10 protein-coding genes are annotated in these 12,744 nt (G+C 73.0%); 6 read left to right on the forward strand and 4 right to left on the reverse strand.

Going from position 1 to position 12,744, the window contains the following annotated elements; genetic code table 11:
* Positions 1-291 precede the first annotated feature (291 nt).
* From RNC47_RS34525 to RNC47_RS34545, 5 genes are all read left to right on the forward strand, one after another.
* Positions 292-1,053 carry a DeoR/GlpR family DNA-binding transcription regulator gene (locus tag RNC47_RS34525; protein ID WP_311604638.1) on the forward strand — a complete coding sequence of 254 codons (762 nt, stop codon included), beginning with the start codon at positions 292-294 and terminating at the stop codon, positions 1,051-1,053.
* 68 nt (positions 1,054-1,121) lie between these two features.
* A complete protein-coding gene (locus RNC47_RS34530; protein ID WP_311604640.1) occupies positions 1,122-2,486 on the forward strand; it encodes an ABC transporter substrate-binding protein in 1,365 nt (454 codons plus the stop codon).
* Positions 2,483-3,475 (forward strand): carbohydrate ABC transporter permease, encoded by a 993-nt coding sequence (locus RNC47_RS34535; protein ID WP_311604642.1) that lies wholly within the window; start codon positions 2,483-2,485, stop codon positions 3,473-3,475. Before RNC47_RS34530 ends, RNC47_RS34535 begins: the two co-directional genes overlap by 4 nt.
* Entirely contained in the window at positions 3,472-4,302 is an 831-nt protein-coding gene (locus RNC47_RS34540; RefSeq protein ID WP_311604643.1) for a carbohydrate ABC transporter permease, read from the forward strand. The genes RNC47_RS34535 and RNC47_RS34540 overlap by 4 nt, the downstream gene beginning before the upstream one ends.
* Positions 4,299-5,294 (forward strand): zinc-dependent alcohol dehydrogenase family protein, encoded by a 996-nt coding sequence (locus RNC47_RS34545; protein ID WP_311604645.1) that lies wholly within the window; start codon positions 4,299-4,301, stop codon positions 5,292-5,294. The genes RNC47_RS34540 and RNC47_RS34545 overlap by 4 nt, the downstream gene beginning before the upstream one ends.
* Positions 5,295-5,511: 217 nt before the next feature.
* Here RNC47_RS34545 and RNC47_RS34550 read toward each other — a convergent pair whose 3' ends face one another.
* The 4 genes from RNC47_RS34550 to RNC47_RS34565 form a co-directional block, all read right to left on the reverse strand.
* Positions 5,512-7,572: a putative bifunctional diguanylate cyclase/phosphodiesterase gene (locus RNC47_RS34550; RefSeq protein WP_311604647.1), complete on the reverse strand. Its 2,061-nt coding sequence runs from the start codon at positions 7,570-7,572 to the stop codon at positions 5,512-5,514.
* A gap of 146 nt (positions 7,573-7,718) precedes the next feature.
* Positions 7,719-9,944: an NAD-dependent DNA ligase LigA gene (gene ligA, locus RNC47_RS34555; protein WP_449657364.1), complete on the reverse strand. Its 2,226-nt coding sequence runs from the start codon at positions 9,942-9,944 to the stop codon at positions 7,719-7,721.
* 62 nt (positions 9,945-10,006) lie between these two features.
* Entirely contained in the window at positions 10,007-11,059 is a 1,053-nt protein-coding gene (locus RNC47_RS34560; protein WP_311604648.1) for a methionine synthase, read from the reverse strand.
* A 15-nt stretch (positions 11,060-11,074) separates the two neighbouring features.
* On the reverse strand, positions 11,075-11,764 hold the full coding sequence (locus RNC47_RS34565; protein ID WP_311604650.1) for an SDR family oxidoreductase: 690 nt from the start codon (positions 11,762-11,764) through the stop codon (positions 11,075-11,077).
* 77 nt (positions 11,765-11,841) lie between these two features.
* Here RNC47_RS34565 and RNC47_RS34570 point away from each other — a divergent pair, with 77 nt between their 5' ends.
* Complete coding sequence (locus RNC47_RS34570; protein WP_311604653.1) at positions 11,842-12,639, forward strand: carbon-nitrogen hydrolase family protein; 798 nt, start codon at positions 11,842-11,844, stop codon at positions 12,637-12,639.
* Positions 12,640-12,744 lie beyond the last annotated feature (105 nt).

Below are 12,744 nucleotides of genomic sequence, written 5' to 3' on the forward strand. Positions count from 1 at the left end.
GTGCGGGTGCGGGCCCGGTGCCCGAGTCGTGGGGCGGAACGGGCGGAGAACGGGCGGGAGTCGGGCGGGCGCGGGCCCGTTCGGTGGGTCGGCCGGGCGCCGCGGGCAGGTCGTTTCGGCCGCTCAGCGGCCAGGTTCCGGCCGGACCGCAGGAACGGCAAGCGGTCACATCCGGGCGCGATAACCCGGACCTCATGACTGTTCAGACCCGTACCACGACGGTAGAACTCTGCGTGCGGGCCCAATCGGGCATACAGAAGGCAGAGTCGGACTGGCCGCGGGGAGGCAGGCATGTCGGCAGAAGAGCGTCAGCGCGCCATCGTCGGTGCCGCCCGGCGGGCCGGTTCCGTCGAGGTCACCCACCTCGCCGAGGAGTTGGGCGTCGCGAAGGAGACCGTCCGGCGCGACCTGCGGGTGCTGGAGGCGCACGGGCTGCTGCGCCGCACGCACGGCGGCGCCTACCCGGTGGAGAGCGCCGGTTTCGAGACGACCCTCGCGCTGCGCGCCACCCGGCACGTGCCGGAGAAGCGGCGGATCGCCGCCGCCGCGGCCGAACTCACCGGTGAGGCCGAGACCGTGTTCATCGACGAGGGCTTCACCCCCCAGCTCATCGCCGAGAACCTGCCACACGACCGCCCGCTGACCGTGGTGACCGCCTCCCTCGCCGTCGCCGGCCAACTCGCCGCCGTCGAGGGCTTCACCGTGCTGCTGCTGGGCGGCCGGGTGCGCGGCGGCACCCTGGCCACCGTCGACCACTGGACGGCGCGGATGCTCGCCGGCTTCGTGATCGACCTGGCGTTCATCGGCGCCAACGGCATCTCCCGCACCCACGGCCTGACCACCCCCGACCCGGCGGTCGGCGAGGTCAAGCGGCAGGCCGTGCTCGCCTCGCGGCGCCGGGTGTTCGCCGGCATCCACACCAAGTTCGGCGCCGCCGGCTTCTGCCGCTTCGCGGACATCCACGACCTCGACGTGATCGTCACCAGCACCAGCCTGAGCTCGACCGAGGCCCACCGCTACTCCCTGCAGGGCCCCCAGGTCATCCGGGTCTGAGGACCCCCACACACGCCGGAAGACGTCGGCCCCGCCGACACGACCACACCCACCCCAGGAGCCCCACCATGCGCACCAGTCAGAGCCGACGCACCGCGCACGCGCTCGCCGCCAGCACGGCGGCGCTCACCCTGCTCGCCGCCTGCGCCGGAGCCGGGGGCGGCGGCTCCTCGGGCGACGGCGACAGCATCAACGTGCTGATGGTCAACAACCCGCAGATGGCCCAGCTCCAGGAGCTCACCGAGGAACACTTCACCGAGGAGACCGGCATCACCGTCAACTTCTCGGTGCTGCCGGAGAACGAGGTCAGGGAGCGGATCAGCCAGGACTTCGCCAACCAGTCCGGCCAGTACGACGTGGCCACCATCAGCAACTACGAGACGCCCATCTACTCCCGCAACGGATGGCTGCACTCGCTCGACGAGTACGTCGAGGCCGACGCCGACTACGACGTCGAGGACATCCTGGAGCCCATCAACCTCTCCCTCACCGGCGAGGACGGCCAGCTCTACGCCCAGCCGTTCTACGGCGAGTCCTCCTTCCTGATGTACCGCACCGACCTCTTCGAGGAGCACGGGCTGACCATGCCCGAGCGGCCCACCTGGCAGGAGGTCGCCGACCTCGCCGCCCAGGTCGAGGAGGCCGAGCCGGACGTCGCCGGCATCTGCCTGCGCGGCCTGCCGGGTTGGGGCGAGGTCATCGCCCCGCTCACCACCGTCGTCAACACCTTCGGCGGCACCTGGTTCGACGCCGACTGGCAGGCCAGGCTCACCGACCCCGAGTTCGTCGAGGCCACCGAGTTCTACGTGAACCTGGTGCGCGAGCACGGCGAGTCGGGCGCCGCCCAGGCCGGCTACGCCGAGTGCCTCAACAACATGGTCCAGGGCAACGCCGCCATGTGGTACGACGCCACCGCGGGCGCCGGCTCGCTGGAGGCCGAGGACTCGCCGGTGGCCGGCTCCATTGGCTACGTCCCGGCCCCGGTCGAGCAGACCGACAGCTCCGGATGGCTCTACACCTGGGCCTGGGGCATCCAGCGTGCCTCCGAGAACGCCGAGGCCGCCTGGGAGTTCATCTCCTGGGCGTCGAGCAGCGAGTACGAGGAGCTCGTCGGCGAGACCCTCGGCTGGGAGAACGTCCCGGCCGGCAAGCGGGCCTCCACCTACGAGGACCCCCGTTACCAGGAGGCCGCCGCCGCGTTCTACGAGGTGACCAGGGACGCCATCGCCGAGGCCGACCCGATCAACCCCGGCGTCCAGGAGCGGCCGGCGCCCGGCGTCCAGTTCGTCACCATCCCCGAGTTCGCCGACCTCGGCACCCGCGTCTCGCAGGAGATCAGCGCGGCCATCGCCGGCCGGCAGTCCGTCGCCGAGGCGCTGGAGAACGCCCAGGGGATGGCCGAGGACGTGGCCGAGGAGTACCAGGACCGATGAGCGACACCGCCACCCCGGCGACGTCGTCGCCGCCCGCACGGCCGAGCGGGGCGAGGGACCGGGCCCCGGCCCTCCCGCCGCCCGCCGGCCGGCCCACCCGGGCCCGCGCCTGGGCCACCAGGGCGCCACTGCTGCCCGCCCTGGTGTTCATGATCGTGGTCACCCAACTCCCGTTCGTGGCCACGCTCGTCATCTCCCTCTTCGAGTGGAACGCGCTCTTCCCCGACGACCGCGGCTTCACCGGTCTCGACAACTACGACACCGTCCTCAGCGACTCCGACCTGCGCTCCTCGGTCACCACCACGGCCCTGCTCACCGCCACCGTGGTCCTCGTCAGCCTGGTGCTCGGCCTCTGCCTCGCGCTGCTGCTCGACCGGAGGTTCCGGGGCCGGGCGGTGGTGCGCACCATGACCATCGCGCCGTTCCTGATCGTGCCCATCGCGGCCGCGCTGCTGTGGAAGCACGTCCTGTTCAACCCCGAGTACGGGCTGCTCAACGGCCTGTTGGGGCAGTTCGGCGACCTGTTCGGCTTCACCGCCCCGCAGCCCGACTGGATCTCCGACATGCCGCTGATCGCCGTCGAGATCGCGCTGATCTGGCAGTGGACGCCGTTCATGATGCTGATCCTGCTCGCCGGCCTGCAGAGCCGACCGGTCGAGCTCGCCGAGGCCGCCCGCATCGACGGCGCGGGCGACTGGCAGATCTTCCGCCACCTGACCCTGCCGCACCTGCGCCGCTACCTCGAACTCGGCGCGCTGCTCGGCTCGATCTACATCGTGCAGAACTTCGACGCGGTCTTCACCATCACCGCGGGCGGGCTCGGCACCGCCAACCTGCCCTACGTCATCCACCAGGAGTTCACCCAGGCCCAGGACTACGGCGTGGCCTCGGCGGCCGGCGTGCTGGTCGTCATCGGCTCGCTGGTTCTCGCCATGTTCGCGCTGCGCGTGGTGTCCTCCCTGTTCCGCGAGGAGGGCAGCCGCGCATGACGACCAGGACCCTTCGTTCCCGCCTGCTCGGACCGCTGGCCTGGCTGGCCGGGCTCGTCTTCTTCCTGCCGGTCGCCTGGATGGCGCTGACCTCGTTCCACTCCGAGTCGGACGCCGCGAGCAACCCGCCGGCCTTCCTCGCGCCGCTCACCCTGGACGGCTACCGCGAGTTCTTCGGCGCCGGCGGCGGCGCCGACCCCTGGCCGCCGCTGATCAACTCACTGACCGCGTCCCTCAGTTCCACCCTGCTGGTGCTGCTGCTCGCGCTGCCGGCGGCCTACGCGCTGGCCATCAGGCCGGTGCGGGCCTGGCGGGACGCGCTGTTCTTCTTCCTCTCCACGAAGATGCTGCCGGCCATCGCCGGCCTGCTGCCGATCTACCTCTTCGCCCGCAACATCGGCATGCTCGACAACATCTGGCTGCTCGTCCTCCTCTACACGTCGATGAACCTGCCGATCGCCGTGTGGATGTTGCAGTCCTTCCTGGCCGAGGTGCCGGCCTCCGTCATCGAGGCCGCCCAACTCGACGGCGCCCGACTGCCGGTGCTCCTCACCCGGGTGATCGGCCCCATCGTGCTGCCCGGTATCGCCGCCACCTCGTTGATCTGCTTCATCTTCAGCTGGAACGAGATGCTGTTCGCCCGGGTGCTGACCGGCGTCCGGGCGGAGACGGCGCCGGTCTTCCTGACCGGCTTCGTCACCAGCCAGGGCCTCTTCCTCGCCCAACTCTCCGCCGCCGCCCTCGCCATCTCGCTGCCGGTGCTCGCCGCCGGCTTCGCCGCCCAGGACAAGCTGGTCCAGGGCCTGTCTCTAGGAGCAGTCAAGTGAAAGCCGCCCTGATCGAGTCCGTCGGGACGATCAGCCTGACCGAGGTCCCCGACCCGACGCCGGGACCGCGCGACGTGGTCGTCAAGGTCGCCGCCTGCGGCCTGTGCGGAACCGATCTGCACATCCTCCAGGGCGAGTTCGCGCCGCGACTGCCGATCGTGCCGGGGCACGAGTTCGCCGGCGAGGTCGTCGCGGTCGGCAAGGACGTCGGGGCCGGCGAGGTGGCGGTGGGCGACCGGGTGGCCGTCGACCCCTCCCTCTACTGCCACGAGTGCCGCTACTGCCGCAACGGGCACGCCAACCTGTGCGACCGCTGGCAGGCCATCGGCGTCTCCGTGCCGGGCGGCGCGGCCGAGTACGCGGTGGCGCCGGCCGCCAACTGCGTGGTGCTGCCCGAGCACGTCCGCGTCCAGGACGCGGCGTTGATCGAGCCGCTGTCCTGCGCCATCCGCGGCTACGACGTGCTGCGCTCGACGCTGGGCGCGCGGGTGCTGATCTACGGCGCCGGCACGATGGGGCTGATGATGCTGGAGCTCGCCAAGCGCACCGGCGCCAGCGGCGTCGACGTCGTCGACATCAACCCCGACCGGCTCGCCACCGCCTTCGTGCTCGGCTGCTCGGGCGCGGCGGCCTCGGCCGAGGAACTGGACCGGCCGCAGGGCTGGGAGGTGGTCATCGACGCCACGGGCAACGCGGCGGCCATCCAGGACGGCCTCGGCCGGGTGGCCAAGGCCGGCACCTTCCTGCAGTTCGGGGTGGCGGACTACGCGGCGCGCGCGACGATCGAGCCGTACAAGATCTACAACCAGGAGATCACCATCACCGGCTCGATGGCCGTCCTGCACAGCTACGAGCGCGCGGCGGACCTGTTCGCCACCGGCATCCTGGACCCGGAGGTGTTCATCACCGACCGGCTGCCGCTGGCGGAGTACCCGCGCGCGATGGAACAGTTCGCGGCCGGGGTGGGACGCAAGACGGTCGTCGTGCCGTAACTCTTCCGACCGGGGTTCTCCTCCCCGCCCGCCCGCCCCATTCCGTGCTGCGCACGACGGGCCGCGGCGGCTACGCCGCTGGGCCACGCGGCCCGTGCCGCGCGACGACCCGCCCGGAGGGCGGGTGGGTGGGCGCGGCACCGCACGGCCGCAGGCCGGCTCGTGGCGGCGAAGCCGCCGGGCCGGTGGCCAGCGCCGAGCGCGCGGCGGTGGCGCCTCAGGCCGTGGAGGCGGGCAGGGCGGCCACGCCCGTTTCGCGGGCGCGTAGCCAGGCCGTGGTCTCCGCGGGCGGCATCGCCGGTGCCACCAGCCAGCCCTGGACCGCGTCGCAGCCCAGGTCCCGGAGTCGCTCCCAGGTCTCGTCGTCCTCGACGCCCTCGGCCACCACCACGAGCCCCAGCGAGTGGGCGAGTTCCACCGTGCAGCGGACGATCTCCGCGTCCTCGCTGTCGACCGTGAGGCGGGCCACGAAGGAGCGGTCGATCTTCAGTTCGCTGACCGGGAGTCGTCGCAGGTGGACCAGCGAGGAGTAGCCGGTGCCGAAGTCGTCGAGCGACATGCGGACGCCGTGGCCGGTCAGGCCGGCCAGGGTGTCGGCGGCCTGCTGGGGGTCCTCCAGCATCACGTGCTCGGTGATCTCCAGTTGGAGCGAGCCGGCGGGGACGCCGTGGCGGGCGAGGCGGGCGGCGACGGCGCCGGCGAAGCCGGGGGTGTAGACGTCGCGGGGCGAGACGTTGACCGCGACCGGGACGGTGAGGTCGGCGGCGCGCCAGCGGGCGACCTGGCAGAGTGCCGTCTCCAGCACGTACTCCGTGAGCCGCGGCATGAGTCCCGAGGTCTCGGCGATGGCGATGAACTCGTCGGGCGGGACGCGGCCCCGGTCCGGGTGCTGCCAGCGGACCAGCGCCTCCAGTCCGGCGACCTCGCCGTCGAAGCGGACCTTGGGCTGGTAGTGCAGTTCGACCTCGCCGTCGTCGAGGGCGCGTCGCAGGTCGCCGAGGAGGGCGAGGCGGTCGGGGGTGTTGCCGTCGCGGCTGGCGTCGTAGACCTCGACGCCGCTGCGGTCGCTCTTGGCGCCGTACATCGCGACATCGGCCCTGCGCAGCAGGCCCTCCGCCTCGGGGGCGTGCTCGGGGAAGACGGCGACGCCGGCGCTGGCCTCGACCACCAGGGTCAGGCCGTCGAGTTCGAGGGGGGCGCTCAGGGAGCCGAGGATGGCGCGGGCCACGCACTGGGCGCTGGTGGCGGAGTCGACCCTGGGCAGCAGCACGGCGAACTCGTCGCCGCCGAGCCTGGCCACCTCGGCCTCCTCGGGCAGCTCGCGCCGGATCCGGTCGGCGATCTGGAGCAGCAGCCGGTCGCCGGTGAGGTGGCCGAGGGTGTCGTTGACCGAGCGGAAGCTGTCGAGGTCGATGAGGATCAGCGCGGAGCGCTCCCCGGCCCGGTCGGCGTCCTCCAGGGCGACCCGGGTGCGCTCCAGCAGCCACTGCCGGTTGGGCAGTCCGGTCAGCGGGTCGATGAGCTGGTCCTCGGCGCGGTCCCTGGCCATCCAGAAGGTGGAGTCCAGGGCTATCAGGGGGACCGCGAACAGCGGGAGCAGCAGCGGCTTGTGGGCGGCCACCACCACGATCAGCGGGACGATGCACAGCAGGGCCGTGGCGACCAGCGCCTGCCGGACCAGCACGCCGGTGGCGAGCGACGACAGGCCGCCCGGCGGGTCGCTGCTGAGCCACAGCAGGGTGCGGGTGATCAGCAGGTAGGCGGCGGCGCCCAGGAGTAACTGGGGGACGGTGGTGGGCTCCCAGGCGGCCGGCTCCCAGCGGTTCTCGATGCTCGGCCGGTTCCCCCAGGCGGCGAGCGTGAGGGCGGCCGCGCCTATGCCGAGCACGTCGATGGCGCCGTGCAGCACGGCCTCCCGGCGCCGCTCCCGGCGGGCGGCGCCGACCAGGGTGACCACCGCCAGGCTGACCAGCACCGCGGGGACCCAGCCGTAGAGCAGCAGCATCGCGAGGGCGAGCGCGGCGCCGGAGCCGCTGCCGCCGCTCCACCAGCGGTCCCGCCCCCAGGCGACCAGGTGAGCCACGATCAGTGTGGTGAGGACGGCGAAGCCCCATCCGGGCCGGTCGGCGGGGAACAGCGCGTGGCCACCGGCGAGCAGCCGGACGACGCCGATGAGCAGGGCTATGCCGGCGGCCGCTGGCACGGCCGGTCGGATGTAGCGGGACAGCCACGCGTGATCGCGTGGTGGGGGCCGTCTCCCCCCGGGAGCTGACTGCATTCGGGTCCCTCTCACGGCCGTTCTCGCCCGCCCGCGGCGGGCGCACCACCCCACACTAGGCCGCCCGGCGCCGGCAGGGGCAGGGAACACCGACGGTTACCGAAAGCACCTCGCGCGGTCGTATGTTCCTGGTATATGCCCAGAGTTCAGGAGTTCGACTCTCCGTCAGCCTCGCCTTCCCCAGCCGCCTCCTTCTCCCCCGCCGCCTCGTCCGTGACCAGCGCCGCCTCCCGGGCCGCGTCGGGGCCGCGCTCGAGCAACTGGCGGAAGCCGGCCTCGTCGAGGATCGGCACCTTGAGCTGCACCGCCTTGTCGTACTTGGAGCCCGGGCTCTCCCCCACGATCACGAAGTCCGTCTTCTTGGAGACCGATCCGGTGACCTTGGCGCCCCTGGACTGCAGCGCCTCCTTGGCCCCGTCCCGCGTGAAGCCCTGGAGGGTGCCGGTGACCACGGCCGTGACGCCGGCCAGCGGGCGGGGCCCGGCCTCCTTGTCGGTCTCCTCGGCGAGCCGCACGCCGGCGGCCCGCCAGCGCTCCACGATCTCCCGGTGCCAGTCCACCGCGAACCAGTCCTTCAACGAGGCCGCGATGGTCGGGCCGACGCCCTCGGTGGCCGCCAGCTCCTCCTCGCCGGCCTCGGCGATGCGGTCGAGCGAGCCGAACTCGCGGGCCAGCGCCTCGGCCGCGACCGGGCCCACGTGCCGGATGGAGAGCCCGGTGATGATCCGGGCCAGCGGGCGATGCCTGGCCTCCTTGATGGCCTCCAGCATGGCCAGCGTGTTCTTCTTGGGCTCGCCCTGCTGGTTGGCGAAGAAGGTGACGACCTTGGGCTCGCCGGTCTCCGGGTCGCGCTTGGGCAGCCCGGTGTCCTGGTCGAGCACATACGACTTGATGGGCAGCAGCTCCTCGACGGTGAGCTCGAAGAGCCGGCCCTCGTCCCGCAGCGGCGGCTCGGTCGGCTCGAGCGGCTGGGTGAGCGCGGTGGCGGCGACATAGCCGAAGTGGTCGATGTCGAGGCACTTGCGGCCGGCCAGGTAGTAGATCCGCTCCCGCAGCTGGGCCGGGCAGGACCGGGAGTTGGGGCAGCGCAGGTCGATGTCCCCCTCCTTCATGGGCCGCAGCTCGGTGCCGCACTCCGGGCACTCGGCCGGCATCACGAACTCCCGCTCGCTGCCGTCCCGCAGGTCGGCGACCGGGCCGAGGATCTCGGGGATCACGTCCCCCGCCTTGCGCAGCACCACCGTGTCCCCGATGAGCACGCCCTTGGCCTTGACCACCTCCTGGTTGTGCAGGGTGGCGAACTCGACCTCGGAGCCGGCGACCGTGACCGGCTCGACCACCGCGTACGGGGTGACCCGGCCGGTGCGGCCGACGCCGACCCGGATGTCCACCAGCCTGGTGTTGACCTCCTCCGGCGGGTACTTCCAGGCGATGGCCCAGCGCGGCGCCCGCGAGGTGGAGCCGAGCCGGCCCTGGAGCCGGATCTCGTCGAGCTTGACGACCACGCCGTCGATCTCGTGCTCCACGGCGTGCCGGTGCTCGCCGTAGTAGGAGATGAACTCCCGCACCCCGGCCATCGAGTCGACCACCCTGGCGGCCCTCGCGGTGGGCAGGCCCCACTCCTCCAGCAGCTCGTAGGCCCCGGAGAGGCGGTCGATGTCGAAGCCCTCGCGGGCGCCGATGCCGTGCACCACCATCTGCAGCGGGCGGCTCGCCGTGATCTTCGGGTCCTTCTGGCGCAGCGAACCGGCCGCCGCGTTGCGCGGGTTGGCGAACGGCTTCTCGCCGGCCTCGACCAGCCGCGCGTTCAGCTCCTGGAAGCGCTCCATGGGGAAGAAGACCTCGCCCCTGATCTCGACCAGGTCGGGGACCCGCTCCCCGCGCAGCCGCTGCGGCACCTCGGCGATGGTGCGCACGTTGGGCGTGATGTCCTCGCCGGTGCGGCCGTTGCCCCGGGTGGCGGCCCTGGTCAGCCGGCCGTGCTCGTACGTCAGGTTGACCGCGAGGCCGTCCACCTTGAGCTCGCACAGAAAGTGGTAGTCGATCCCCTTCAGCTCCTCGGCGACCCGCTCGGCCCACGCGTCCAGCTCGGCGTCGTCGAACGCGTTGTCCAGCGAGAGCATCCGCTCGCGGTGGTCGACCGAGCTGAACTCCGTCTCGTAGCTGCCGGCGACCTGCTGCGTCGGCGAGTCGGGCGTGCGCAGCTCGGGGTGCTCCTCCTCCAGGGCCTGCAACTCCCGCAGCATCCGGTCGAACTCGGCGTCGCTGATGATCGGCGTGGTCACGTAGTACCGGAAGCGGTGCTCCTCGACCTGCTCGGCGAGCCGGGCGTGCTTCTCCCTGGCCTCGGGCGGCACGGAGGACTCGGGCACCGCGGATCCGGCCGTGCGGGCCGTGGAGGCCCTGGAGGATTCGGCCACTGACTCGTCTCCCGTCACTCTGGGTTGTCCGCGAGGGATCTGGCCGCCCGGACGCAGTGCTCGAGCGCGGCCCGCGCGTACGCCGGGGAGGCGCCCGCGAGGCCGCACACGGGGGTGACCACCACGGACTCCGTGAGGAGCTCCGGGGACAGCCCCAGCCTGCGCCAAAGCGATCTGACTCCACTGACAGTACCGGCCGGGTCTGACAGTTCACCCGGCGTGGCGCCGTCGCCCGGGATGACGCCAGCGAACAGCGCGGTCCCGCCCTCGACGGCCTCGCCGATCATGTCGTCGTCACGTTCGGTGAGCAGTCCGGCGTCGAAGGAGACGGCGGTGGCGCCGGCCCTGCGCAGCAGCGCGAACGGCACGCCGGGGGCGCAACTGTGCACGACCACCGGGTCGTCGCCGGCCACCGCGACCAGGCCGCGCAGCGTCTCCTCGGCCACCGCCCGGTCCACCGCCCGGTGGGTGCGGTAGCCGCTGGCCGTGGGCACCCGGCCGGTGAGCACGGCGGTCAGCGAGGGCTCGTCGAGCTGCAGCACCACCCGGGCCCCCGGCACCCGGCGGCGCACCTCGGCGAGGTGGCCGCGCAGCCCCTCGGCGAGCGAGGCCGCCAGGTCGCGGCAGGCGCCGGGGTCGCCCAGCATCGCCTCGCCGTTGCGGCGCTCCAGGGCGGCGGCCAGCGTCCAGGGGCCGACCGCCGACACCTTGAGGGCGCCCGAGTAGCCCTGGGTGAACTCCTCCAACGCGTCGAGGTCCTCGCGGAGCCAGGACCAGGCCCGGCGGGTGTCCCGGCCCGGTCGGTCGCCGATCCGCCACCCGCTGGGTTCGACCCGGGCGTGGAGGTCGACGAGCAGCCCGGCCGTGCGTCCGATCATGTCGGCGCCCGGGCCGCGCGCCGGCAGCTCGGGCAGGTGGACCAGGGTCTCCAGGGAGCCCGCCACGATCCTGGCGGCCTCCCTGGCGTCCTCACCCGGCATCGAGCCGACCCCGGTGGCCGCGGCCGGGCCCCAGGGGAACTTCCACTGCGGCGCCTGGGTCGCCGTCTCTGTCGCACTGTTCGTCACGACAGACAACGTAGGTCACCCGGTGGGGCGCACCGTCAGGTCGGTGACCTCGGCGCCGCGCGGCAGGTCGAGCGCGGCCAGCACGGTGGTCGCCACGTCCCTCGGGGTCAGCCAGCGGTCCGGGTCGTACTCCCGGCCCTCCTGCTGGTGCACCTTCTCCTGCATGGGCGTCGCGGTGCGGCCCGGGTAGACGGTGGTGACCCGGACGCCGTTGGGCGCCTCCTCGCCGCGCAGCGCGTCGGCGAGCGCCCGCAGGCCGAACTTGCTCGCCGCGTAAGCGCCCCACTCGCCGTACGCGTGCAGCCCGGCACCCGAGTTGACGAACACGACGTGCCCGCGGGCCGCGCGCAGCTGGGGCAGCAGCAGCCGGGTCAGCTCGGCCGGCGCGATGAGGTTGGTCGCGAGGGTGGCGTGCCACACCTTGGGGGTGAGCTCGCCGACGGAGCCGAGCTCGATGACGCCGGCGCTGTGGATCAGCGAGTCGACGCGGTCCGGCGGCGACTGGTGGCCGAGCGCCCAGGAGAGCCGGTCGGGCTCGGACAGGTCGCCGACGAGGGTGCGGGCGCCGGGGTGACGCGACTCGAGCTCCCGCGCGCGACCGGCGTCGCGCGCCCACAGCCACACCTCGTCGCCCCGCTCGGCGAGCCGCTCCGCGATGGCCGCGCCGATTCCCGAACCTGCCCCTGTGATCACATGGGTTGCCATACGACCATGGTCCCCTATGGCGTTCATCGGTCTTACGGAGGAGAGGCATGGCGGCGGAGCGTTCGACCACCGGCACGGTGCGGGTCGCGGTGGGCCAACTGGCCTCCGGGGTCTCGCCGAAGGACAACCTGGCGGCCATCGAGCGGGAGACGGCGAGGGCCGCCGAGCGGGGCGCCGACGTGGTGGTCTTCCCCGAGGCGGCGATGGCCAGGTTCGGTATCCCGCTCGGCCCGGTCGCCGAACCGCTCGACGGCCCCTGGGCCACGGCGGTGCGGGAGCTCGCGGCGCGCACCGGGGTGCTGGTGGTGGCGGGCATGTTCGTCCCGGCCGACGACGGCCGGGTCAGGAACACCCTGCTGATCACCGGCCGCGGCGTCGACACGCACTACGACAAGGTGCACCTCTTCGACGCGTTCGGCTTCGCCGAGTCGGCGACGGTCGCCCCGGGCGACCGGGCCGTCACGGTCGACCTCGGCGAGGCCAGGATCGGGTTCGCCACCTGCTACGACGTGCGCTTCCCCGACCTGTTCACGCGGCTGGCCGACGAGGGGGCCGGGCTGATCCTGGTGCCGGCCTCGTGGGGCGCCGGCCCCGGGAAACGGGAGCAGTGGGAGGTGCTGGTGCGCGCCCGCGCGCTCGACAGCACATGCTGGATCGTGGCCGCCGGTCAGGCCGACCCGTCGACGGTCGGCCCGCCGCCGGACACGAGGGCGCCGACGGGGATCGGGCACAGCGCGGTGGTGTCCCCGCTGGGGGAGGTGCGGGCGCGGCTCTCGGCGAAGCCGGGGCTGCTGCTGCACGACGTGGACCTCGCCGAGGTGGCGGCGGCGCGCCGTACGGTGCCGGTGCTGGCGAACCGGCGGCCGCTGCGCTGACGGGGGGCCGGGCGGTTGCTCCCCACCCACCCGCGCCTTCCGCGCTTCGCGCGGTGCGCGACCCGGGGCCGGCGCGTGTCCGGCGCTGCGCGCGGGATGTGATCC

The organism is Streptomyces millisiae, from assembly GCF_031845425.1.
Taxonomy (GTDB): Bacteria; Actinomycetota; Actinomycetes; order Streptomycetales; family Streptomycetaceae; genus Streptomyces; species Streptomyces millisiae.